We start from the raw sequence: 22478 nt of genomic DNA, 5'->3' as shown, positions 1-22478 counted from the left end.
GGACCTTGGTCCGCACCATTGCCAGGAAGTGCCAACCAAGGTTGGCACCTACCAGAGCGGTTTACGCCATGCCCGAATGGCGCAGCAGCGCGTCGATCTGCGGTGCGCGGCCGCGGAAGGCCTTGAAGTTCTCCGCCGCCGGGCGACTGCCACCCCGCGACAGGATCTCATCGCGGAAGCGTGCACCGGTTTCCGCGAGCGCCTGCGGCGCTTCCTCGAACGCGGCGTAGGCATCGGCGCTCAGCACCTCGGCCCACTTGTAGCTGTAGTAGCCGGCCGCATAGCCCCCCGCGAAGATGTGGCTGAACTGGTGCGGGAAGCGGTTCCAGGCCGGCGGATGATTCACCGCCACCTCCGCGCGCACCCGATCAAGCAGCGCCAGCACGCTGTCCTGCGCCGGTTCGAACTGGCTGTGCAGCAGCATGTCGAACAGGCCGAACTCCAGCTGGCGCACGGTCGCCATGCCGCTATGGAAGTTGCGTGCAGCCAGCATGCGTCCGTACAGCGCGCGTGGCAGCGGCTCGCCACTGTCCACATGCGCGGTCATCGCCTGCAGGTGCTCCCATTCCCAGCAGAAGTTCTCCATGAACTGGCTCGGCAGCTCGACCGCGTCCCACTCCACGCCGTTGATGCCGGCCACGCCCAGCTCGCCGATGCGGGTCAGCAGCTGGTGCAGGCCATGGCCCATCTCATGGAACAGCGTGGTCACTTCGTTGTGGCTGAAGGTAGCCGGCTTGCCATTGGCACCGCGACCGAAGTTGCACACCAGGTAGACCAGCGGCGTCTGCACACTGCCGTCCGCGCGCACGCGGCGGTTGCGGCAATCGTCCATCCACGCGCCACCACGCTTGCCTTCGCGCGCGTACAGGTCCAGGTAGAACTGGCCAACCAGTGCACCCTGCGCATCGACCAGACGGAAGAAGCGCACATCCTCGTGCCACACTGGCGCGCTGTCCTCCTGCACACGCAGGCCGTACAGCTGCTCGATCACCGAGAACAGGCCGCCCAGCACCTTCGGTTCGGTGAAATACTGCTTCACTTCCTGCTCGGAATAGCTGTAACGCGCCTGCTTCAGGCGATCGGCGGCGAACGCCAGGTCCCAGGCCTGCAGCTGCTCGATACCCAGTTGCTCGCGCGCGAACTGCTCCAGCTCGGCACGGTCCTTGGCCGCGAACGGTTTGGCGCGCGAGGCCAGGTCACGCAGGAAACCGAGCACTTCGGCCGGGTCCTGCGCCATCTTGGTCGCCACCGAATAATCACCATACGAACCGAAGCCGAGCAGCGCGGCCAGTTCCGCGCGCAGGGCCAGGATGCGGTCGATGTTGCCGCTGTTGTCCAGCGCGTCGTCGCCGAACTCGGACGCACGCTGCGCACTGGCGCGGTACAGGATCTCGCGCAGGTCGCGGTCCTCGCCCCAGGTCTGCACCGGCAGGTAGCACGGCATCTGCAGGGTCAGTTTCCAGCCGGCCTTGCCATCCTTCTGTGCTGCGGCATGCGCGGCGGCCTTCACATCTTCCGGCAGGCCCCTCAGTCGCGCTTCGTCCTCGATGATCAGCGACCACGCATCGGTAGCGTCCAGCACGTTCTGCGAGAACTTCGCCGACAGTGCCGACAGCTCCTCCTTGATCGCCGCGAAGCGCTGCTGCGCCTCCGGCGCCAGCTCGGCACCACCGAGGCGGAAATCACGCAGGGTGTTGTCCAGCACCTTGCGCTGGGATTCGTCAAAGCCTGCGGCTTCCGGGCTGTCGGCCAGCGTCTGGTACTGCCGGTACAACGCCAGGTTCTGGCCCAGCGCGCTGGCGAAGCGGGTCACCCGTGGCAGGTTGCTGTTGTAGGCCTCACGCAGTTCCGGGGTGTTGACCACGCCCTGCAGGTGGCCGACCAGGCCCCAGGCACGCCACAGCCGCTCGGTGGCATCGTCCAGCGGGGCAACGAAGGTCTGCCAGGTGACCGGCTGCACCTGCTCGGCCGCGCTGACGGCGGCTTCGGCCGCGGCCAGCAGCACGTCCAGCGCCGGCGCCACGTGCTCGGGACGGATGGCCTCGAAGCGCGGCAGGCCGGAAAAATCGAGCAGGGGGTTGGCAACGGTCACGGCAGATCTCCAGGGTACGGGCCCGGCAGGCGGGCAGCCCAGTAGATATGGCGCTGGCAGGCGGGGCTGACAAGGGGGCGCGGCCCGGTATTCACGTCGGCCTTACGGTCGCGGTTCGAAGCTCTGGCTGCGGGGGAGTCCGCAGCGGTACGCACCGAACGAGGCCCTACATGGAAGGTCTGGCTGCAGTTGCATCCGCCTCACCGGCCCGGTCACTGGCATTGTCCGCCAGCCCGGCCGAACTGACCTGGATCGCCGCATTGTGCGATGCCGACGACGACGCCCCGCGTCACCTGCAGCAATTGCAGGCTGTGCTGCAGCAGGGCGGCACGTTCAGCGATGCCCAGGAGTGGTACCCGTTCGAAGTGATCGAACGCGGCGCCAGCCAGCTGCGGCTGGGCCATGAGCGCGAGTTCGTGATCTGCGTGCTGCTGTGGCTGCAGGCGCTGGCCCAAGGCCGCGCCAGCATGCTGGACCCGAGCCTGCACCTGGATGATCGCGCGATGGACATCGAGGCCTTGCCCGATGCGCTGCGTGATGCGGTGCTGGATGCGTTCACCGCGGCGGGGTATTGAGACGCCCTCGTGATCGCCGGGCGTGGCCCGGCGACAACGTCAACCGACCTACAGCGCCTCCAGGCTGCACCACGGCAGTTCCGGCAACCCCTGCCCGGCCACTGCGGCGGCCAGCTGTGCATCGGCGCCCTCAACATCAATGCCCTGCCGCGCGTACCATGCCGGGTCGTAGTAACTCTGCGCGTAACGCTCGCCGCTGTCGCACAGAATGCTGACGATGCTGCCCTGATGGCCCGCCTCGCGCATCCACTGCGCGGCCTGCAGCACACCAATGAAGTTGGTGCCGGTGGAGCCACCGACGCGGCGGCCGAGCTGGCGGCTGACATGGCGCATCGCGGCCAAGCTCAGCGCGTCGGGCACCTTCACCATCGCATCCACACTGGTCGGGATGAAGCTAGGCTCCACCCGCGGCCGGCCGATGCCTTCCACGCGCGAACCGCCGCTGCAGGTCAGGCCACGCCAGTCCTGCTCACCGGCCACGGCGGACTGGTATCCGTCGAAGAACACCGATACTTCCGGGTCTGCACAGAGGATGCGGGTGTCATGCCGGCGGTAGCTGACATAGCGGCCCAGCGTCGCTGCGGTACCGCCGGTGCCGGGGCTGCACACGATCCATTCCGGAACCGGGCTCGGCTCTTCCGCCATCTGCTTGAAGATGGACTCGGCGATGTTGTTGTTGGCCCGCCAGTCGGTGGCGCGCTCGGCATAGGTGAACTGGTCCATGAAGTGGCCGCCGGTTTCACGGGCCAGCTTTTCCGACTCACCGTTGAGGTCGCAGGCGCGCTCGACCAGATGGCAGCGACCGCCATGGAATTCGATCGCCGCGATCTTCTCCGGCGAGGTCGTGGCCGGGATCACCGCAATGAACGGCAAACCGAGCAGTCGCGCGAAATAGGCTTCGGAGACAGCGGTCGAGCCGCTGGACGCCTCGATCACCGGTCGCCCTTCGCGCAGCCAGCCATTGGCCAGCGCATACAGGAACAGCGAGCGCGCCAGCCGGTGCTTGAGGCTGCCGGTGGGATGGCTCGATTCATCCTTCAGGTACAGGTCGATGCCCTCGAACCCGGGCAGCGCCAACGGGATCAGGTGGGTATCGGCGGAACGGTTGAAATCGGCTTCGATCTTGCGGATGGCAGCGGCCACCCATTCACGCTGCGACATGGCGGGCAATGCTCAGAACGGAACGGTGCGATCCGCCCATTGTACGTCGCGGTGCCGTCAGGTGACGGCCGGTAGAATGACCCCATCCGGCCTGCAACGGCCCTGTCTGAAGGACCTCCCCCATGACCATTCCCGCCCTGCGCGATGTCCCCGGCGTCGCCGCCCAGGCCCCGGCCGAAACCACCGGCTTCGTGTTCAACCACACCATGCTGCGGGTCAAGGACATCACCGCCTCGCTGGACTTCTACACCCGCGTGCTCGGCTACCAGCTGATCGACAAGCGCGACTTCCCGGACGCCCAGTTCAGCCTGTACTTCCTGGCCTACGTACCGGCCGGTACGGTGGTGCCGGAAGACGATGCCCAGCGCCGCCTGTGGATGGCCGGCCTGCCGGGCGTGCTGGAGCTGACCCACAACCACGGCACCGAGACCCAGGACGGTCCGGTCTACCACGACGGCAACAGCGACCCGCGCGGCTTCGGCCACATCTGCGTGTCGGTGCCGGACATCGAGGCCGCCTGCCAGCGCTTCGAGGACCTGGGCGTGACCTTCCAGAAGCGCCTGACCGACGGCCGCATGAAGAACCTGGCCTTCATCAAGGACCCGGACGGCTACTGGGTCGAGATCATCTCCAACGTCTGACCCGGAAAGGGGCACAATTCCGGTAGCGCCGGGCCATGCCCGGCGGCCTTGAGCAGGCCGCGCTGCGCGCTCGCCGGGCACGGCCCGGCGCTACCGACTCCGTCCCCTTTTTTACGAGGTTCGTATGGAAACGATGGAACTGCACCGCGGCCGTCTGATTGACCACCTGCAACTGGTGGTACGTGACCTGGCTGCCAGCCGCCGCTTCTACCAGGCGGTGTTCGATACGATCGGCATTCCAATCGCCGGCGAAGGCGATGATTACTTCTGGGCCGATGAGCTGTTCATTTCCAGCGCCAGCAGCGAGGCTGCCGCCGGCCAGCTGACCGGCCGCCACCACCTGGCGTTCCAAGCGCGCGACAGCGCCACCGTTGATGCCTTCCACACTGCAGCCATCGCCGCCGGCGGCACCGACAACGGTGCACCGGGCGAACGCCCCTACCATCCGGGCTACTACGGCGCGTTCGTGCTCGATCCCGATGGCAACAACATTGAAGTGGTCTACCACGGCCCAGCCAACTACAGCGCCGACTCGGTGAAGGTCACTTTCTGATTTCACCGATGCCGTGAACGAAGAAGCCGGGCAATGCCCGGCTTCTCTGCGTCCAAGGATCCAGCCCTCAGTGCGCCGCCATGTAGATGTCCTGCAGCACGGCCTTTTCCAGTTCCAGCTCGCCCAGCAGGTTCTTCACGATGTCGCCCAGGCTGAGGATGCCGACCAGACGGGTACCTTCGGTGACCATCAGATGACGGCGCCGCGAGTACGTCATCAACGACATGGCCTGCTTCAGGGTGGCCTCCGGCGCGATACCTTCCAGGCCGGTGGTCGGCACGCTGGAAATCACCCGGCGGCCCGCCTGCGGGCCGTCGTCGGCCAGGGTGCGCACGATGTCCTTTTCGGAAATGATGCCGACCGGGGCATCGTCCTTCATCACCACCAGCGCAGCGATCTTGTTCGCGCTCATCTTGTGGGCGGCGGCACCGATGGTGTCTTCGGCGTCGATGGTGATGACAGCTTCTTTCTTGGATTGCAGGAGTTCGCGGACGTTCATTCTTGTTTCCTGGTGCAGGTCACTAAGTCAAAAAGTGTGCTCTTCCGATACGCCCCCTCCCCGGGAACAGACCTTTCAGCGCACGTCTGGCGCACCCGGCTGCCGCTTGGAATGGATCGGCAGACGACGTGCTGCAACGCGAACGAGGTGGGCTCAACGGCGCAACCCGGCCCTCGGTCAAAGTGATTCTACGACTGCGACCATCGGTCACTACCAGCATCGATGGGACAGTTCGTCGTGGGAACCAACTGACGATCCAGAGAATGGCACCGCGGCTGAAACCGCCGCTGAATACTGGCGGTGCCACGCGTTAAAGATTGAGTGCGCCCTGCCGAAGGCGGACAAAGCGCGCGGCAGCTGTCCCACTTTCCACGGCTACCGACGCAAACGAAAGGGGCCACACAGGCCCCTTTCGCATACAGCATCCAACAGAGCCGGGAGTGCTTTACTCCACCGTCACGCTCTTGGCGAGGTTGCGCGGCTTGTCCACGTCGGTGCCACGTGCCAGCGCGGTGTGGTACGCCAGCAGCTGCACCGGAATGGTGTGCACGATCGGGCTGAGCACGCCGGCATGACGCGGCGTACGGATCACGTGCACGCCTTCGGACGCGTTGAAGTTGCTGTCCTGGTCGGCGAACACGAACAGCTCGCCGCCACGCGCACGCACTTCCTGCATGTTCGACTTCACCTTCTCCAGCAGGCTGTCGTTGGGCGCGATCACCACCACCGGCATATCCTCGTCCACCAGCGCCAGCGGGCCATGCTTCAGTTCACCGGCCGGGTAGGCCTCGGCGTGGATGTAGGAGATCTCCTTGAGTTTGAGCGCGCCTTCCAGTGCGATCGGGTAATGCAGGCCACGGCCGAGGAACAGCGCGCTGCTCTTGCGCGCGAAACGCTCGGCCCAGGCAGCGATCTGCGGTTCCATGTTCAGCGCGTGCTGCACGCTGCCCGGCAGGAAGCGCAGCTGCTCCAGGTAATCCGCTTCCTGCGCCGCGTCGATGCGGCCATGCAGCTTGCCCAGCACCACGGTCAGCTGGAACAGCGCGGCCAGCTGGGTGGTGAAGGCCTTGGTCGAGGCCACGCCGATCTCGGCGCCGGCGCGGGTGTAGCAGACCAGTTCGCTGGCGCGCGGAATCGCGCTTTCCGGCACGTTGCAGATCGACAGCGTGTGCTTATGGCCCAGCGACTTGGCGTACTTCAGCGCTTCCATCGTATCCAGCGTTTCGCCGGACTGCGAGATGGTCACGATCAGATGCTTGGGGTTCGCATAGGCCGCGCGATAGCGGTACTCGCTGGCGATTTCCACGCTGCACGGCAGGCCGGCGATGGCCTCGATCCAGTAGCGCGCGGTCAGGCCGGAGTAATAGCTGGTACCGCAGGCGATGATCTGCACGCCTTCAATGCCCGACAGCACGGCTTCGGCGTTCTTGCCGAACAGCTCGGCCGGGAAACCACCGGCGTCGATCGCCGCTTCGATGGTGTCGCCCAGCGCGCGCGGCTGCTCGTGGATTTCCTTCTGCATGAAGTGGCGGTACGGGCCCAGCTCCAGCGAAGCCAGCGACACATCGGACAGATGCACGTCGCGCTCGATGGGCTGGTCATGCTCATCGAAGATGCGCACGCCGTCACGGCGGATTTCGGCGGTGTCGCCTTCCTCCAGGAAGATCACCTTGCGCGTGGCCGAGATCACCGCCGAGACGTCGGAGGCGACGAAGTTCTCACCCTCGCCCAGGCCGACCAGCAGCGGGCAGCCCATGCGCGCACAGACGAAGCGCTCCGGCTCGGCACGGCTGACCACGGCCAGCGCGTAGGCGCCGGTCAGTTCCTTCACCGTGTGCTGCAGCGCCACCAGCAGGTCGTCGCCGTCCTTCAGGTGATGGTGGATCAGGTGCGCGATGACTTCGGTGTCGGTCTGCGACTCGAAGGTGTAACCCAGCGCGCGCAGTTTCTCGCGCTGCTCTTCGTGGTTCTCGATGATGCCGTTGTGCACCAGCGCCACGCCGTGGCTGATGTGCGGATGCGCGTTGGCCTCGGTGACACCGCCATGGGTGGCCCAGCGGGTGTGGCCGATGCCCAGCACCGCGTTGAAGCCCTCGGCCTCGGCCGCAGTGGCCATTTCCGACACACGACCGGTACGACGCACACGACGCACATCGCGGCGCTCACCCTGGTCGATCACCGCGATACCCGAGGAATCGTAACCACGGTACTCAAGGCGCTTCAGACCCTCGATCAGCACCGGCACTACGTCGCGATCAGCGATCGCACCCACGATTCCACACATGTCACGCGTTTCCTTGAAGACGATCGGCGCATTCTAGCCTGCGGGCCCGCGCTCCCCCTCCTGTCCGCTTAATGAAAGTGTCCGGAAAGGTGTCCGCGGACACCCGGACACTTCAGCACGCCGCCCAACTCATTGACCTGAAAGGAAATAAACTTGGCACGCTACGTGCTTGGTACTGGCTACCACCGTCAGGCACGCACCCGATGATCCGCGACACTTCCGCACAGGACCAGATCGTTTCCTCCGCCCCGGCCGGCACCACCCGCGCCAACTGGCAGCGCTACCGCTGGCCGGCACTGGGCGCCATCGTGCTGCTCGCCGGCATCGGCTGGGCCGTGCACGCCTGGTCCAACGCCAGCCGCTCCTTCGACAGCAGCCGCGTGCGCATCGCCGAAGTGAAGCGCGGCGACCTGGTCCGCGACATCGCCGCCGACGGCCGCGTGATCGCCGCCAACAGCCCGATCCTGTACGCCATCTCGGCCGGTACCGTGGACCTGAAGGTGGTCGCCGGCGATGTGGTGAAGAAGGGCCAGGAGCTGGCCATCATCGACAGCCCGGAACTGCGCAGCAAGCTGGCCCAGGAACAGGCCACCCTGGCCGGCCTGGAAGCCGAGGCCAGCCGCGCCGCGCTGGACGCCACCCTGGCCCGCGCCAAGTCGCGCAAGGAAACCGACCAGGCCACCATCGAGCGGCAGGCCGCCGACCGCGACCTGCAGCGCTACCAGCGCGGTTACGACGGCGGTGCAGTACCGCAGATCGATCTGGCCAAAGCCAAGGACTCGCTGAAGAAGGCCGACATCACCCTGGCCAACGCCACCACCGACGCACGCCTGCAGAGCCAGGGCGCCGACCTGGATGCCCGCAACAAGCGCCTGCTGGCCGACCGCCAGAAGGCCGTGGTGGCCGAGGTGCAGCGCCAGGTCGATGCACTGACCCTGCGCGCCCCGTTCGATGGCCAGGTCGGCCAGGTGCAGGCCGTCCAGTCCACCAACCTGGCCGCCAATGCGCCGGTGCTGGGCGTGGTCGATCTGTCCAAGTTCGAGGTCGAGATCAAGGTGCCGGAAAGCTTCGCCCGCGACCTGGCGATCGGCATGCCGGCACAGCTGACCGGCGGCAATGGCCAGCCGTTCCCGGGTGAGATCAGCGCGGTGTCGCCGGAAGTGGTCAATGGCGAGGTCAATGCCCGCGTGCGCTTCGCCAGCGCGCAGCCGGAAGGCCTGCGCCAGAGCCAGCGGATGTCGGTGCGCGTGCTGCTCGATACCCGCAAGAACGTGCTGAAGGTCGAGCGCGGTCCGTTCGTCGAACAGGGCAACGGCGTGGCCTACGTGATGGATGGCCGCACCGCCGTGCGCCGTCCGGTCGAACTGGGCGTCAGCAGCCTGGGCGAAGTGGAAATCAAGTCGGGTGTGCAGCCGGGCGACCGCATCGTGGTCTCCGGCAGCGACCTGTTCAAGGACGCCGAACGCGTCTCCGTCAACTGATACCTGAACCCTGAATCCTGGAGAGAGGACACCCCATGTACATGCTCGAAATGCGTTCGGTCGCCAAGGTCTTCCGCACCGAACAGGTGGAAACCCACGCACTGCGCTCACTGGAACTGCAGGTCAAGGAAGGTGAGTTCGTCGCGGTCACCGGCCCGTCAGGCTCCGGCAAGACCACCTTCCTCAACATCGCCGGCCTGCTGGAAACCTTCACCAGTGGCACCTACATGCTGGACGGCCAGGACGTGAGCACGCTGGGCGACGACGCCCGCAGCCGCCTACGCAACCAGAAGATCGGCTTCATCTTCCAGGGCTTCAACCTGATCCCCGACCTGAACCTGTTCGACAACGTCGACGTGCCGCTGCGCTATCGCAAGATGAGCGCCAACGAGCGCCGCGAACGCATCGAGAAGGCGCTGACCCAGGTCGGCCTCGGCTCGCGCATGAAGCACTACCCGAACGAGCTGTCCGGCGGCCAGCAGCAGCGCGCGGCGATCGCACGTGCCCTGGCAGGCAGCCCGCGCCTGCTGCTGGCCGACGAACCGACCGGCAACCTGGACACGCAGATGGCCCGCGGCGTGATGGAGCTGCTGGAGGAGATCAACGCTGCCGGCACCACCATCGTGATGGTCACCCACGATCCGGAACTGGCCGCGCGCGCGCAGCGCAACGTGCACATCGTTGATGGCCAGGTCACCGACCTGGTGCGCGAGCCGGTGCTGGCCACGCCGCCGCGCCACATCGTCGCCGTCAACGAGTGAGGGCCCTATCATGTTCGCCTACTACGCCCGACTGGCGGTGCGCAGCTTCCGCCGCAACAAGGTCCTGACCGCGCTGATGGTGGTTGCCATCGCGCTCGGCATCGGCGCCTCGATGACCACCCTGACCGTGTTCCACGTGCTGTCCGGTGACCCGATTCCCGGCAAGAGCGACCGCCTGTTCTACGTCCAGCTCGACGCCGCGACCGGCGCCTACGTCGCCGGCGAGGAGCCGGAAACCCAGCTGACCCGCTTCGACGGTGAAGCCCTGCTGCGCGAAGCCAAGGGCGAGCGCCAGGCGCTGATGAGCGGCGGCGGCGGCACCATCGAACCGGACAACAGCACCCTCAAGCCCTTCAGCATCGACACCCGCTGGACCTCGGCCGACTTCTTCCCGATGTTCGAGGTGCCCATGCAGTACGGCCGCCCCTGGACGCGCGAGGACGATGAAGGCCGTGCGCGCGTGGTGGTCATCTCCAAGGCGCTCAATGACAAGCTGTACCAGGGCGCCAACAGCGTGGGCCGCGACCTGCGCATGGAAGGCCAGAGTTACCGCATCGTCGGCGTGATGAAGGAATGGAGCCCGGAACCGCACTTCTACGACCTGACCACCGGCAGCTACGGCAAGAACGAAGACCTGCTGCTGCCGATCTCCACCTCCTTCGACCTGAAGCTGGGCAGCAACGGCAACATGAACTGCTTCGGCGAGAATCCCGACGGCAACAGCTATTCGCTCAACGCACCGTGCGCGTGGCTGCAGTACTGGGTGGAGATGGACCCGGCCAAGGCTGGCGACTACCGTCGTTACCTGGAGAACTACTCGACCCAGCAGCGCGAGGCCGGCCGCTTCAAGCATCCGCCGAACGTGCGCCTGCGCACCGTGATGGAATGGCTTGACTTCAACGGCGCGGTGCCCAGCGACGTGCGCCTGCAGCTGTGGCTGGCGTTGGGCTTCCTGGGTGTCTGCCTGGTCAACACGGTGGGCCTGCTGCTGGCCAAGTTCCTGCGTCGCAGCGGTGAGATCGGCGTACGCCGCGCGCTCGGTGCCAGCCGCGGCCAGATCTTCCTGCAATGCCTGGTGGAAGCAGGTGCGGTCGGCGTGGTCGGTGGCGTGCTGGGTATCGGCCTGGCGCTGCTCGGCCTGTTCGCGGTGCGCCAGCAACCGGTGGAATACGCCAAGCTGGCCCACCTGGACGGCAACATGCTGCTGCTCGCACTGGGCCTGACCCTGCTCGCCAGCCTTGCTGCCGGTTTCCTGCCCGCCTGGCGCGCCATGCAGGTCACTCCGGCCATCCAGCTCAAGTCGCAGTAAGCACCCGAACGAGGACTCCCATGGACATCCGCCCCATCCTCAGCACGCTGCGCCGGCACAAGACTGCCGCTGCCCTGATCGTGCTGGAAGTCGCACTGACCTGCGCCATCGTCTGCAACGCGCTGTTCCTGGTCAGCCAGCGCGTGGAGAAGATCAGCATGCCCAGCGGCATCGCCGAGAGCGAACTGGTGATGCTGCGCGTCAGTGGCATCGGCAAGCAGACCGACGCCATGGCCCGCACCCGCGAGGACCTGGCATCGCTGCGCGCGATTCCTGGCGTCAGCAACGTCACCATCATCAACCAGGTTCCCTTCCGCAACGGCTCCTCCAGCAGCAGCATCTCGCGCGAGGTCGACCAGGAACGGCCGACCACCAACGCCTCGATGTACACCCTGTCCGAGAACGGGCTGGCCACGATGGGCATCAACCTGATCGCAGGCCGCGATTTCCTGCCCGACGAATACCAGAACTTCGAAGACGCCAGCAAGGGCGGCGCCAAGGAAAAGGCGATTCCGGTGATCTTCACCCAGGCCACCGCCGCCAAGATGGAACCCAACGGCAGTGCGCTGGGCAAGACCTACTACATGGGCAAGCAGCCGCTGCATGTGGTCGGCATCGTCGACACGCTCAGCACGCCCAATGGCTGGAATGACAACTGGACCAACTCGATGCTGCTGCCCATGCGGCGCACCTTCGATGAAGGTGGCACCTATGTGCTGCGCACTTCGCCAGAGCGCCGCCAGGAGGTCCTCGATGCCGGTGCCGCCGCGCTGGAACGCAACGATCCCAACCGGCTGATGCGCGACAAGCTGACCTATGAAGACCAGCGCAAGGACTTCTTCAAGAACGACCGCGCGATGGTCGGCCTGCTGATCACCGTCAGCATCTCGCTGCTGGTGGTCACTGCGCTGGGCATCATCGGCCTGGCCAGCTTCTGGGTGCAGCAGCGCAGCAAGCAGATCGGCATCCGCCGTGCGCTGGGCGCGACCCGCGGGCAGATCCTGCGCTACTTCCAGACCGAGAACTTCCTGCTGGCCTCGCTGGGCATCGTGCTGGGCATGCTGGCGGCCTACGCGATCAACCTGGCGCTGATGAACCTGTACGAGCTGCCGCGCATGCCGCTGTACTACCTGCCGCTGGGTGCGCTGCTGCTGTGGGTGCTGGGCCAGATCGCGGTGTTCGGTCCGGCACGGCGTGCGGCGGCGGTACCGCCTGCGGTCGCCACGCGGGGCGCCTGAGATGCGTGCCTGCGCGATGTGCCTGATGCTGCTCCTGCCGCTGCCGGCGCTGGCCGGCGGTGGCAACGCGCAGACACTGGAATGGCGCCAGGATGCCGCGCGGCTGTCACTGCGCTCGACCGAGGGCCAGGTACGCGTGGAGGCTGCCAGCCCGGAAGCACGCTTCGGCGTGCGCAGCGGTGATCGCATCCTCCGCGTGGACGACACGGCGGTGCGCCGGGTCGAACATCTGGCCGAGGCACTGCGCCATTCCCACGCCGCCACCGCCTATCTGTTGCTGCGCCGCGACAGACGCGAACTGACGGTGGCGGTCGACGCCGCAGCCTGGCGCCAGGCACTGGAAGTGCCGCCGCCACCTGCGCCGCCAGCGCCCCCGGCGCCTCCCCGGCGCTGAGCAGGGGCCGCTCCTGCACAGCCACGGGTTTGGCTATGCTTGATGGGTGGCGCCGGGCTCTCCCGGTGCGTGGACACGAACGGCTCCAACGGCGCCGCCCATCCCTTTCTGCAGAACCGTTTGATGCCTGCGATCCTGATCATCGACGACAACGCCAGCGTGGGTACCGCGCTGGACGTACTGTTCTCCCTGCACGACATCGACACCCTGCAGGCGCAGACGCCCGCCGACGGGCTGGCGCTGCTCGAATCTCAGCCGGTCGACCTGGTCATCCAGGACATGAACTTCAGCGAGGACACCACCTCCGGCGAGGAAGGCGAGGCCCTGTTCGCGCAGATCCGCGCGCGCCATCCGGACCTGCCGGTGATCCTGCTCACGGCGTGGACCCATCTGAGCAGCGCCGTGGACCTGGTCAAGGCCGGCGCCGCCGACTACCTGGCCAAGCCCTGGGACGACCGCAAGCTGATGACCACGGTCAACAACCTGCTGGAACTGTCCGAGGCGCGCCGCGAACTGGACCGGCGCCGCAGCCGTGAACTGCACCAGCGCAACGCACTGGAAGAGAAGTACGACCTGTGCGGCGCGGTCTTCGCCGACCCCGCCAGCGAGCGCGTGATCGCGCTGGCCTGCCAGGTCGCACGCTCGGAACTGCCGGTATTGATCACCGGCGCGAACGGTGCCGGCAAGGAAAAGATCGCGCAGATCATCCAGGCCAATTCCCTGGTGGCCAAAGGGCCGTTCGTGGCAGTCAACTGCGGCGCGCTGCCCTCGGAACTGATCGAAGCCGAACTGTTCGGTGCCGAAGCCGGTGCGTATACCGGCGCCAACAAGGCCCGCGAAGGCAAGTTCGAGGCCGCCGATGGCGGCACCCTGTTCCTGGATGAGATCGGCAACCTGTCACTGGGCGGGCAGATGAAGCTGCTGCGCGTGCTGGAAACCGGCCGCTTCGAGCGCCTGGGCTCCAACCGCGAGCGCCAGGTCAAGGTCCGCGTGGTCAGCGCGACCAATGCCGACCTGCCGGCGATGATCCGCGACGGTACCTTCCGCGAAGACCTCTATTACCGCCTCAACACGGTAGAACTGGTGCTGCCGCCGCTGGCCGAACGACCGGGCGACATCGTGCCGCTGGCCGAGCGCTTCCTGACCGCTGGCAAGCCGTTGTCCACTGCGGCCACCGCGGCCTTGCAGCGGCACCCCTGGCCGGGCAACGTGCGCGAGCTGCGCAACGTGATCCAGCGCGCCGAGCTGCTGGCCACCGGCAACCGCATCGAAGTGGCCGATCTCAACCTGCCGCGCGCAGCCGCCACACCGCGCCCGGCCCCCAGTGCGGGCAATGATCCCGACCGTGCACGCATCGAAGATGTGCTGGCGCGCAACCATGGCGTCATCGCCCAGGCCGCCGCAGAACTCGGCCTGAGCCGCCAGGCGCTGTACCGGCGCATGGACCGCCACGGTATTCCCCGCGAATGAAACGCCGCTCGTTCACTTTCCGCCTGTTCCTGCGCCTGCTGCCGGTATTGGCACTGGCGGCGGCACTGCCGTGGCTGCTGGCCTACTGGATGGACCATGGCTGGGTGGTGACCACGGTGTCGGCGTTGATCCTGCTGTCATTGATGTGGTGGACCCTGCGCCGGGCGACCGCCCCGGTGCGATCTCTGATGCGGGCCCTGGCGGGTACCACCAGCAGCTATCGCGACGGCGAGTACAACTTCGGCGTGCACTGGCCGGGGAACGACGAGCTGGGCGACCTGGTGCAGGCCCACCGCGAACTGGGCGATGTACTGCGTGAGCAGCGGCAGGGCCTGGTGCAGCGTGAACTGCTGCTGGACACAATGGTGCAGAACACGCCGGTGGCGATGCTGCTGATCGCCTCGGGCGGTGATGGCATCGCCCGGGTGGTGTTCTCCAATCTGGCGGCACGCAAGCTGCTGCATGGCGGCTGGAAGCTGGAAGGCCAGCGCCTGGAGGACGTGCTGGAACAGGTGCCGGTGGAACTGCGCGATGCCATCGCCCGTGGCGGTGACAGCCTGTTCGCGGTGCATGCCGAGGGCGAGGACGGCGACGAGGATGACGAGCAGGTCTACCACCTCTCGCGCCGCGCGTTCCAGCTCAACGGCCGCCCGCACGACCTGTTGCTGGTGCGGCTGCTGACCGCCGAACTGCGCCGCCAGGAAGTGCAGACCTGGAAGAAGGTAATCCGGGTGATCAGCCACGAACTGAACAACTCGCTGGCGCCGATCGCTTCGCTCGCCCATTCCGGCGGCGTGCTGGTGCAGCGTGAGCGCTTTGACCGGCTGCCCGAGATCTTCACCACCATCGAGGACCGGGCGCGTCACCTGGAAGGCTTCATCCGTGGCTACGCACGCTTTGCCAAGTTGCCGCAGCCGCAACTGCAGACCGTGCACTGGGCCCCCTTCCTGTCCAGCTTGCGCCAGCAGATCCCGTTTACCATGGAGCGCGAGCCGGACGAAGAACTGAGCAGCCGCATCGACATCGCGCAGTTCGGGCAGGCGCTGCTGAACCTGTTGAAGAACGCGCACGAAGCCTGCGCCGAAGCAGAGCCCCCAAACGATGACGTACAGGTGCAGCTGACGCGGCTGCCGCAGTGGCTGCGGCTGGACGTGCTGGATCGTGGCAAGGGCATGAACGAGCAGGTGCTGCAGAACGCACTGATGCCGTTCTATTCGACCAAGCGCAATGGCACCGGGCTGGGGCTGGCCCTGACCCGCGAGATCGTGGAGGCCCACGGTGGTCGGGTGTCGTTGCAGAACCGCGGCGATGGCGGGCTGTGCGTGTCGATTCTGTTGCCGGTGGGCTGAGCGGGCAGATCCACGCCATGCGTGGACGTGCCGACCAAGGTCGGCACCTACCAGGCCTGCCGCATCGCCACCCGCAGGTGCATCGGGAACCCAAGCGCGGCTTCTTCGGCCATCACCGCACGCAGGCCATCGTTCCACTGCGCCTCGGGCACTACCTCGAACCCTTCACTGGCATAGAAGGCCGCATTCCATGGCACGTCGGACAACGTGGTCAGCACCGCTGCCCCGTAGCCGCCAGCCCTGGCCTGTGCCAACGCATGGCGCAACAACACGCGACCATGACCGCGGCGCGCGTGCGCGGGGTCCACGTCCATCTGCAGCACATGGAAGTCACCGCACAGCTCACCGGCCAGCAGGTAGCCCGCGATGCCACCGTCAGCCGCATCCACCACCCACAACTGGCCACGTTGAAGGCCATCCTGCAGCGTCGGCAGGTCCAGGCCATGCCCGGCAAATACCGGGTAGGCCTGGTGCCCCTTCAGCAGTTCACCGGCACGTTGCTCAATTGCCGGCAGCATGCCGAGTTCGTCGGCGTGCGGGATGCGTGGCTCAGGACTTCTTGAGCGGGCGCTTCCAGCCATCGATGGTTTCCTGTCGTGCACGTGCCAGTGTCAGCTTGCCATCCGGGGCGTTGCGGGTGATGACCGAACCGGCAGCGATGGTGGCGCCCTCACCGATCAGCACCGGTGCCACCAATGCGCTGTTGGAACCGATGAAGGCGTTGTCGCCGATGGTGGTGGTCGACTTGTTCACGCCGTCGTAGTTGCAGGTGATGGTGCCGGCACCGATGTTCACCTTGCTGCCGATCACCGCGTCGCCCAGGTAGGTCAGGTGATTGGCCTTGCTGCCAACACCGAGGGTGACCTTCTTGGTCTCGACGAAGTTGCCGACATGCACGCCATCGGCGAGCACTGTACCCGGGCGCAGCCGTGCGAACGGCCCCACCAATGCAGCACCTTCGGTGACCACGCCTTCCAGGTCACAATGCGCGCGCACTTCGGTGCCCGGGCCAAGATTGACGTCCTTCAGCCGGTTGAACGGGCCCACGGTGACGCCGTCGCCGAGCACGATATTGCCTTCCAGAACGACGTCGACATCGATCAGCACGTCGCTGCCCACGGTGACGGTGCCACGGATATCCAGGCGTGCCGGGTCACGCACGCGCGCGCCCTGCGCGCACAGGGCCCGAACCGCACGGCGCTGCCAGGCACGCTCCAGCTGCGAAAGCTGCCAGGGATCATTTGCCCCTTCGGCTTCCTGCGCGTCGGCCACCAGCGCCATCTCGGCCGGGGTGTACTCGTGCGCGGCAAAGGCGAACACGTCGGTCAGGTAGTACTCGCCCTGCGCGTTGCTGTTGGACAGCTGCGACAGCCAGCGCCGCAGCGCGGTCGACTCGGCGGCAATGATGCCGGTGTTGATCGTGCGCACACGCAGCTGGTCGTCGGTGGCGTCCTTCTGTTCGACAATCGAGCCGACCTTGCCTTCGGCATCGCGCAGCACGCGGCCGTAACCGGTCGGGTCATCGACATCGGCGACCAGCACCGCCAGTCGACCCGGCTGTGCCAGCAGGTCGCGCAGGGTCTGCGCGCGGATCAGCGGCACGTCGCCGTACAGCACCAGCACCTGCGCGGCGTCGGGCACCTGCGGCATCGCCTGCGCGACGGCGTGCCCGGTACCGAGTTGCTGTGCCTGCTCGGCCCATTGTAGATCGGGCTGGTCGGCAAAGTGCTGGCGCACCGCTTCACCACCATGGCCGTAGACCACGTGGATCGCGGCCGGCTGCAGCTCGCGGGCGGCATCGATCACATGCGCCAGCATCGGCTGCCCAGCGATCGGCTGCAGCACCTTCGGCAGCACCGACTTCATGCGCTTGCCCGCGCCAGCGGCGAGGATGATGACGTGCAGGGCTTGGGTCATGGGAGCAGCAGTCCGTAGTTCGTTGCCGGTGATTCTAGAGCGTGGGCCGTTAACATGTGCATCCCACCTCCTTCACCACGCTGATGGGCCTCGTTCGCCAGGGAAGCACCTATCTCGTCATCGGGCTCGTGCAGCTGCTGCTCGACTGGCTGATGTTCGTCGCCGCGACCGCGCTGGGCCTACCCGTGGTGCCAGCCAACATTGCCGGTCGACTGGCCGGGATGCTGCTGGGCTTCTGGCTCAACGGCCGTTACACCTTTGCCAACGCAGGTGACGCGCGCCATGGCTGGCGTCGATTTTCACGTTTCCTGGGGATCTGGGCCGCCCTTACCGCGGCCAGCACGGTGCTGGTCGCTTTGACCAGCCGCCACCTTGGATTGGATTGGGCCTGGCTGGCAAAGCCGCTGATCGAAGGTGGGATCGCTTTGATCTCCTTCCTGCTCCTGCGCCATGTGGTCTTCCGCTGAGACCTTCAGCCTGCTCCACCCTTCGCGAATCGCTTCCGCAACCCATCCCGCCATAGCTGCAGGGGACTGTATCCAAGTTCCACGCGATGCCGCCCCGCGGGCACGCACACCGCGTGGAAAAGCCCATTGGCACGCATCAGCGGCAACGACGCTCCGCCATCCAGGCGGGCCTGCCAACCCTGGGCGGTCACCTCATTGATCACCAGCCACGCCGGATGCTCGGCGTTCACGTCAAGGGCAATCCATCCGGGCTGATAGGCCTGCGAGAGCACCTTCAGCTGGCCTGCCTCACGATCAGGGCAGTCCGTCTGCTGCCCGCTGGGCAGCCAGACCACCTGGCTGAAGTCCGTCTGGTTGAACTCAGCGGCCGGTGGCAGGCGTTCAAGGTGCCGTTGCACCCGTTGCGGGTTGAGCGTACGCGGCAGCACACTGCCACGTAGCGCCAGCTGCACGTCGCTGCCTTGGTCATCGGACCCTGCAAACGGCTCCGGTGACAGCAGCCAGCGGACCCCCAGCAGGTCGTACACGGGGGCATCCATGTCTGGCGCCCAAGGGGTCGTTGCCTTCTGTTGGAAGGCAGCCACGGGCTCTGTCGGCATGCCGACCATCTGCTGGTAGTCACTGGACAGCAGCGGGTTGTAGCCATTGGCCAGTGGAATCGCGTGCACGGCCGCGCCATTGGTCAGCACACCGATGCCGAAAACGATGGCGCGCTCGGGCAGGCCTGCGCTCCGCTCGGCAGCGAGCAACGCATACGCGCGCTGCGTGGCGCCATTGCGCTCGGCCGTCATTACCGGCGGACGGGCACCCGATGTATTGAAGCGTGCTCCTACGTTGAACAGCAGCATGTCGAACACGACCAGTGCGATCAGCCACCGCATCGGAGCCGGGTGCCGGCGCAGCAGCTGCACTGCGGCAATGCCGATGCCGGCACTGGCCGCCAACCACGCGAAGGCGTCCAGATGCCCGTGGCTCACGGCCAGCCAGGAGGCAACGGACACGAGGACAACGACCACCCCAAACGACACCCGATGCGGGCGCAGTGCGCGCTTTTCCAGCGCGACCTGCAACGCCTGTGCCCCCAGCCAGGCCGCCGCCGGTACCGCAAGGAACAGCGCATCGGAGGGCCGTCGGAACAGATCAAGACCGGGCAACCCGCTGAAGAGCCACGCGAACAGCGGCGTGACGTCACCCAGGGCGACCAGCGTCGTCAACAGCAGTACGGTCAGTGCCAAACAGGTGGCGCGTCGCTGCCGGTGCACAACGCTGCCACCCCAGGCCAGCCAGAGCGCAAGAGGCACCGCGCCGAAATAGAGGTAGTCGGTGCTGATGTCGCCGAAGGACCAGCTGGTCCCACGCACCTGTGAGAACACATTCCCCGAGAGCACTGTCACCAGTCCCTGCCAGTGCATCGCACCGGCCAGCGCCGTCTCCAGGTTCATGCCATCTCGATTGGTGTCCCCCAGCCAGGCCAACGTGGAAAGCCACTGGGGGGCGCTCACTGCTGCGGCGATCAGGGCGACCGCGGACAGCTGCAATGCGAGGCGGAGTCGCTTGCCCGTTGCCCAAAGCACTGCACCTACGGCGTACACGGCACACGCAAGGATGATGAAATAGGTCACCTGGGTCAGCTGCAGCGCACACAGGCCTCCTGCAAGTCCCGCCAGCAGCACGTCACGCGCGCGGCCCTGGTTCCGAACATTCGACAGGCCCAGCCAGATCCAGGGAAGCAGGCTGTAGCTGACGATCATCGGCGTGTGCTGCAGGCGGGAGGCTGCCACCGCACCGAACATCAGCACCATCGCAAAGAACCACTGTGCGGGTGCAGAAAGACCGAATGAACGCGCCAGGCGCAGGGCGCCGAAGCCACCCGCCAGCACATGCAGCAGCACCACCGCGGTGAACAGATGCAACGACGCGGGCGCCAGCAGCATCGGCAGGACCATGGTCGGTTGCAGCGTCATCATCTGCGGATCGGCGATCTGCGGATAGCCACCGAACAGGTAGGGATTCCACCAAGGGGCCTGCAGGTTCCGAAGCTGCTCGGCACTGAAACTGACCGCCGGGAAGAACTGCTGCACGGCGTCGTACGGAATGACCTTGGTACCGATCAGCCACGGCAGGCACAGCAGCAGCCAGCTTGCCACCCACAGCGTTTCAGGCCGAGCCCATCGGGTGCGGGCTGCATCCGTGGCGCCGATGCTCGTGGTCGATGCGTACTGCATTCCGTGCATGCCTCCCTTCTCCTCAACGAAAATCGCCGGCACTGAGCCGGCGATCTTCCATCACTACCGGCGTTGCTGCCGATGGTTCCCGAGCACGTATCAGTGCTTGAGGTTCTTGCGCAGGCGCTCCAGCGCCTGCAGCTGGACAACGGCTTCAGCCAGCTTCTGCTGGGCCTCAGCCACTTCCATCGCCTCGCCGCGGTTGGCCAGGATGCGCTCGGCTTCTTCCTTGGCCTTGCGGACCGAGGCTTCGTCGATGTCCTGCGCGCGGATCGCGGTGTCGGCCAGCACGGTCACCACCTGCGGCTGCACTTCCAGGATGCCGCCGGAAATGGCGAAATCCAGCTGCTCGCCGTTCGGCGTGGTCACCACCACCTTGCCCGGCTTCAGGCGGGTGATCAGCGGCGCGTGCTTGGGCGCGATGCCCAGTTCGCCCAGCTCACCGGTGGCCACGACCAGGGTCGCTTCGCCACGGAAGATTTCCTGCTCGGCGCTGACGATGTCGCAACGGATCGTGCTCATGCAAATCTCTTCGCTGTTCGCGGCGGCGCAATGCCACCGTGGGGGTCCACCGGCGCGGGCGGTTGCCCGGCGCCGGCGTCAGGTCGGGCAGGATCGCTCCCGCCCGTCCCGGATCAGGCCTTCTCGGCCATCTTCTTGGCCTTCTCGACCGCTTCTTCGATGCCGCCGACCATGTAGAACGCCTGCTCCGGCAGGTGGTCGTACTCGCCATCAACGATGGCCTTGAAGCCACGGATGGTGTCCTTCAGCGGCACGTACTTGCCCGGCGAACCGGTGAACACTTCGGCCACGTGGAACGGCTGGCTGAAGAAGCGCTCGATCTTACGGGCGCGCGACACGGCCTGCTTGTCCTCTTCGGACAGCTCGTCCATGCCCAGGATCGCGATGATGTCCTTCAGTTCCTTGTACTTCTGCAGGGTCTGCTGGACGCGCTGGGCGGTGTCGTAATGCTCGTGGCCGATGACCAGCGGGTCCATCTGGCGGCTGGTGGAGTCCAGCGGATCGACGGCCGGGTAGATACCCAGCGAGGCGATCGAACGCGACAGGGTGACAGTCGAGTCCAGGTGGGCGAAGGTGGTCGCCGGCGACGGGTCGGTCAGGTCGTCCGCGGGAACGTAGACGGCCTGGATCGAAGTGATCGAACCGTTCTTGGTCGAGGTGATGCGCTCCTGCAGGACGCCCATTTCCTCGGCCAGGGTCGGCTGGTAACCCACGGCCGACGGCATACGGCCCAGCAGTGCCGACACTTCGGTACCAGCCAGGGTATAGCGGTAGATGTTGTCGACAAACAGCAGGACGTCCTTACCCTTGCCGTTTTCGTCCTTCTCGTCGCGGAAGTACTCGGCCATGGTCAGGCCGGTCAGGGCGACGCGCAGACGGTTGCCTGGCGGCTCGTTCATCTGGCCGTACACCATCGCCACCTTGTCGAGGACGTTGGAGTCCTTCATTTCGTGGTAGAAGTCGTTGCCCTCACGGGTACGCTCACCCACGCCGGCGAACACGGACAGACCGCTGTGCGCCTTGGCGATGTTGTTGATCAGTTCCATCATGTTGACGGTCTTGCCGACGCCGGCGCCGCCGAACAGGCCGACCTTGCCGCCCTTGGCGAACGGGCACATCAGGTCGATGACCTTGATGCCGGTTTCCAGCAGTTCGGTGGCCGGGGACTGGTCTTCGTACGACGGGGCCGCACGGTGGATTTCCCAGCTGTCGCTGGCGGCCACCGGGCCGGCTTCGTCAATCGGACGGCCGAGCACGTCCATGATGCGGCCCAGGGTGCCGGCGCCGACCGGCACGGAGATGCCGCGGTTGGTGTTGGTGGCAACCAGGTTGCGCTTCAGGCCGTCGGTGGAACCGAGGGCGATGGTACGCACCACGCCGTCACCCAGCTGCTGCTGGACTTCGAGGGTGATTTCGGTGTTGTCGACCTTCAGTGCGTCGTACACCTTCGGCACCGACTCACGCGGGAATTCGACGTCGACGACCGCGCCGATGATCTGAACGATCTTGCCCTGACTCATTGCTGCATCCTCTAAATGTG

The 22478-nt window shown here is 66.2% G+C and carries 20 protein-coding genes; 11 read left to right on the top strand and 9 right to left on the bottom strand.

What is annotated here, in order from left to right; all coding sequences use genetic code 11:
* Positions 1-61: 61 nt before the first annotated feature.
* A complete protein-coding gene (locus tag AC5P8D_RS13480) occupies positions 62-2092 on the bottom strand; it encodes a M3 family metallopeptidase (RefSeq protein ID WP_313207890.1) in 2031 nt (676 codons plus the stop codon).
* A 170-nt stretch (positions 2093-2262) separates the two neighbouring features.
* On the opposite strand from AC5P8D_RS13480, the gene AC5P8D_RS13475 reads away from it, so the two are divergent.
* The gene (locus AC5P8D_RS13475; RefSeq protein ID WP_010481352.1) at positions 2263-2667 is read left to right on the top strand and encodes a hypothetical protein; all 405 of its coding nucleotides are present in this window, start codon (positions 2263-2265) and stop codon (positions 2665-2667) included.
* Positions 2668-2715: 48 nt separating this feature from the next.
* Here the strand turns inward: AC5P8D_RS13475 and AC5P8D_RS13470 are convergent, their stop codons facing one another.
* On the bottom strand, positions 2716-3828 hold the full coding sequence (locus AC5P8D_RS13470; protein ID WP_010481349.1) for a PLP-dependent cysteine synthase family protein: 1113 nt from the start codon (positions 3826-3828) through the stop codon (positions 2716-2718).
* A gap of 122 nt (positions 3829-3950) precedes the next feature.
* Between AC5P8D_RS13470 and gloA the strand changes: the two genes are divergently transcribed.
* Positions 3951-4469 carry a lactoylglutathione lyase gene (gene gloA / locus AC5P8D_RS13465; RefSeq protein WP_329841156.1) on the top strand — a complete coding sequence of 173 codons (519 nt, stop codon included), beginning with the start codon at positions 3951-3953 and terminating at the stop codon, positions 4467-4469.
* Positions 4470-4593: 124 nt separating this feature from the next.
* A complete protein-coding gene (locus tag AC5P8D_RS13460; RefSeq protein ID WP_032961230.1) occupies positions 4594-5022 on the top strand; it encodes a VOC family protein in 429 nt (142 codons plus the stop codon).
* A gap of 67 nt (positions 5023-5089) precedes the next feature.
* Here the strand turns inward: AC5P8D_RS13460 and AC5P8D_RS13455 are convergent, their stop codons facing one another.
* Both AC5P8D_RS13455 and glmS read right to left on the bottom strand, forming a co-directional pair.
* Complete coding sequence (locus AC5P8D_RS13455) at positions 5090-5521, bottom strand: CBS domain-containing protein (protein WP_049452861.1); 432 nt, start codon at positions 5519-5521, stop codon at positions 5090-5092.
* A 445-nt stretch (positions 5522-5966) separates the two neighbouring features.
* Complete coding sequence (gene glmS, locus AC5P8D_RS13450; protein WP_010481343.1) at positions 5967-7805, bottom strand: glutamine--fructose-6-phosphate transaminase (isomerizing); 1839 nt, start codon at positions 7803-7805, stop codon at positions 5967-5969.
* A gap of 203 nt (positions 7806-8008) precedes the next feature.
* Between glmS and AC5P8D_RS13445 the strand changes: the two genes are divergently transcribed.
* The 7 genes from AC5P8D_RS13445 to AC5P8D_RS13415 all read left to right on the top strand — a co-directional run bounded on the left by AC5P8D_RS13445 (position 8009) and on the right by AC5P8D_RS13415 (position 15807).
* Entirely contained in the window at positions 8009-9286 is a 1278-nt protein-coding gene (locus tag AC5P8D_RS13445; protein WP_019338855.1) for an efflux RND transporter periplasmic adaptor subunit, read from the top strand.
* Between the two features lie 35 nt (positions 9287-9321).
* Entirely contained in the window at positions 9322-10047 is a 726-nt protein-coding gene (locus AC5P8D_RS13440) for an ABC transporter ATP-binding protein (protein ID WP_014038558.1), read from the top strand.
* Between the two features lie 10 nt (positions 10048-10057).
* Positions 10058-11356 carry an ABC transporter permease gene (locus AC5P8D_RS13435; protein ID WP_049411040.1) on the top strand — a complete coding sequence of 433 codons (1299 nt, stop codon included), beginning with the start codon at positions 10058-10060 and terminating at the stop codon, positions 11354-11356.
* Between the two features lie 20 nt (positions 11357-11376).
* The gene (locus tag AC5P8D_RS13430) at positions 11377-12594 is read left to right on the top strand and encodes an ABC transporter permease (RefSeq protein WP_010481336.1); all 1218 of its coding nucleotides are present in this window, start codon (positions 11377-11379) and stop codon (positions 12592-12594) included.
* Positions 12595-12610: 16 nt separating this feature from the next.
* A complete protein-coding gene (locus tag AC5P8D_RS13425; RefSeq protein WP_019338856.1) occupies positions 12611-12988 on the top strand; it encodes a PDZ domain-containing protein in 378 nt (125 codons plus the stop codon).
* Positions 12989-13111: 123 nt separating this feature from the next.
* Positions 13112-14458 (top strand): sigma-54-dependent transcriptional regulator, encoded by a 1347-nt coding sequence (locus AC5P8D_RS13420; RefSeq protein ID WP_010481334.1) that lies wholly within the window; start codon positions 13112-13114, stop codon positions 14456-14458.
* Positions 14455-15807, top strand: a complete 1353-nt coding sequence (locus tag AC5P8D_RS13415; RefSeq protein ID WP_010481333.1) for a sensor histidine kinase — start codon at positions 14455-14457, stop codon at positions 15805-15807. Before AC5P8D_RS13420 ends, AC5P8D_RS13415 begins: the two co-directional genes overlap by 4 nt.
* A 47-nt stretch (positions 15808-15854) precedes the next feature.
* Here the strand turns inward: AC5P8D_RS13415 and AC5P8D_RS13410 are convergent, their stop codons facing one another.
* Both AC5P8D_RS13410 and glmU read right to left on the bottom strand, forming a co-directional pair.
* Positions 15855-16388: a GNAT family N-acetyltransferase gene (locus tag AC5P8D_RS13410; RefSeq protein WP_043401085.1), complete on the bottom strand. Its 534-nt coding sequence runs from the start codon at positions 16386-16388 to the stop codon at positions 15855-15857.
* Positions 16357-17724, bottom strand: coding sequence for a bifunctional UDP-N-acetylglucosamine diphosphorylase/glucosamine-1-phosphate N-acetyltransferase GlmU (glmU, locus tag AC5P8D_RS13405; protein ID WP_010481330.1), 1368 nt, complete (start codon positions 17722-17724; stop codon positions 16357-16359). The genes AC5P8D_RS13410 and glmU overlap by 32 nt, the downstream gene beginning before the upstream one ends.
* An 83-nt stretch (positions 17725-17807) precedes the next feature.
* Here glmU and AC5P8D_RS13400 point away from each other — a divergent pair, with 83 nt between their 5' ends.
* The gene (locus AC5P8D_RS13400; protein WP_100447176.1) at positions 17808-18191 is read left to right on the top strand and encodes a GtrA family protein; all 384 of its coding nucleotides are present in this window, start codon (positions 17808-17810) and stop codon (positions 18189-18191) included.
* Between the two features lie 5 nt (positions 18192-18196).
* On the opposite strand, the gene AC5P8D_RS13395 is transcribed toward AC5P8D_RS13400, so the two are convergent.
* The 3 genes from AC5P8D_RS13395 to atpD form a co-directional block, all read right to left on the bottom strand.
* Positions 18197-20338 carry a putative glycosyltransferase family protein gene (locus AC5P8D_RS13395; RefSeq protein ID WP_235652190.1) on the bottom strand — a complete coding sequence of 714 codons (2142 nt, stop codon included), beginning with the start codon at positions 20336-20338 and terminating at the stop codon, positions 18197-18199.
* A 177-nt stretch (positions 20339-20515) separates the two neighbouring features.
* Positions 20516-20938: a F0F1 ATP synthase subunit epsilon gene (locus AC5P8D_RS13390; RefSeq protein ID WP_005419509.1), complete on the bottom strand. Its 423-nt coding sequence runs from the start codon at positions 20936-20938 to the stop codon at positions 20516-20518.
* Positions 20939-21051: 113 nt separating this feature from the next.
* Positions 21052-22458, bottom strand: a complete 1407-nt coding sequence (gene atpD, locus AC5P8D_RS13385; RefSeq protein ID WP_010481327.1) for a F0F1 ATP synthase subunit beta — start codon at positions 22456-22458, stop codon at positions 21052-21054.
* Positions 22459-22478: the final 20 nt, after the last annotated feature.

The organism is Stenotrophomonas sp. YJH_SMC_101-4 (genome assembly GCF_059370395.1).
This window is presented reverse-complemented; position numbering and strand designations above follow the sequence as displayed.

Bases quoted from the DNA above. Each gene is read 5' to 3' on its own strand.
- AC5P8D_RS13475 (WP_010481352.1), top strand. From the start codon at position 2,263: ATGGAAGGTCTGGCTGCAGTTGCATCCGCCTCACCGGCCCGGTCACTG.
- AC5P8D_RS13470 (WP_010481349.1), bottom strand. From the start codon at position 3,828: ATGTCGCAGCGTGAATGGGTGGCCGCTGCCATCCGCAAGATCGAAGCC.
- gloA (WP_329841156.1), top strand. From the start codon at position 3,951: ATGACCATTCCCGCCCTGCGCGATGTCCCCGGCGTCGCCGCCCAGGCC.
- AC5P8D_RS13460 (WP_032961230.1), top strand. From the start codon at position 4,594: ATGGAAACGATGGAACTGCACCGCGGCCGTCTGATTGACCACCTGCAA.
- AC5P8D_RS13455 (WP_049452861.1), bottom strand. From the start codon at position 5,521: ATGAACGTCCGCGAACTCCTGCAATCCAAGAAAGAAGCTGTCATCACC.
- glmS (WP_010481343.1), bottom strand. From the start codon at position 7,805: ATGTGTGGAATCGTGGGTGCGATCGCTGATCGCGACGTAGTGCCGGTG.
- AC5P8D_RS13445 (WP_019338855.1), top strand. From the start codon at position 8,009: ATGATCCGCGACACTTCCGCACAGGACCAGATCGTTTCCTCCGCCCCG.
- AC5P8D_RS13440 (WP_014038558.1), top strand. From the start codon at position 9,322: ATGTACATGCTCGAAATGCGTTCGGTCGCCAAGGTCTTCCGCACCGAA.
- AC5P8D_RS13435 (WP_049411040.1), top strand. From the start codon at position 10,058: ATGTTCGCCTACTACGCCCGACTGGCGGTGCGCAGCTTCCGCCGCAAC.
- AC5P8D_RS13430 (WP_010481336.1), top strand. From the start codon at position 11,377: ATGGACATCCGCCCCATCCTCAGCACGCTGCGCCGGCACAAGACTGCC.
- AC5P8D_RS13425 (WP_019338856.1), top strand. From the start codon at position 12,611: ATGTGCCTGATGCTGCTCCTGCCGCTGCCGGCGCTGGCCGGCGGTGGC.
- AC5P8D_RS13420 (WP_010481334.1), top strand. From the start codon at position 13,112: ATGCCTGCGATCCTGATCATCGACGACAACGCCAGCGTGGGTACCGCG.
- AC5P8D_RS13415 (WP_010481333.1), top strand. From the start codon at position 14,455: ATGAAACGCCGCTCGTTCACTTTCCGCCTGTTCCTGCGCCTGCTGCCG.
- AC5P8D_RS13410 (WP_043401085.1), bottom strand. From the start codon at position 16,388: ATGGCTGGAAGCGCCCGCTCAAGAAGTCCTGAGCCACGCATCCCGCAC.
- glmU (WP_010481330.1), bottom strand. From the start codon at position 17,724: ATGACCCAAGCCCTGCACGTCATCATCCTCGCCGCTGGCGCGGGCAAG.
- AC5P8D_RS13400 (WP_100447176.1), top strand. From the start codon at position 17,808: ATGGGCCTCGTTCGCCAGGGAAGCACCTATCTCGTCATCGGGCTCGTG.
- AC5P8D_RS13390 (WP_005419509.1), bottom strand. From the start codon at position 20,938: ATGAGCACGATCCGTTGCGACATCGTCAGCGCCGAGCAGGAAATCTTC.
- atpD (WP_010481327.1), bottom strand. From the start codon at position 22,458: ATGAGTCAGGGCAAGATCGTTCAGATCATCGGCGCGGTCGTCGACGTC.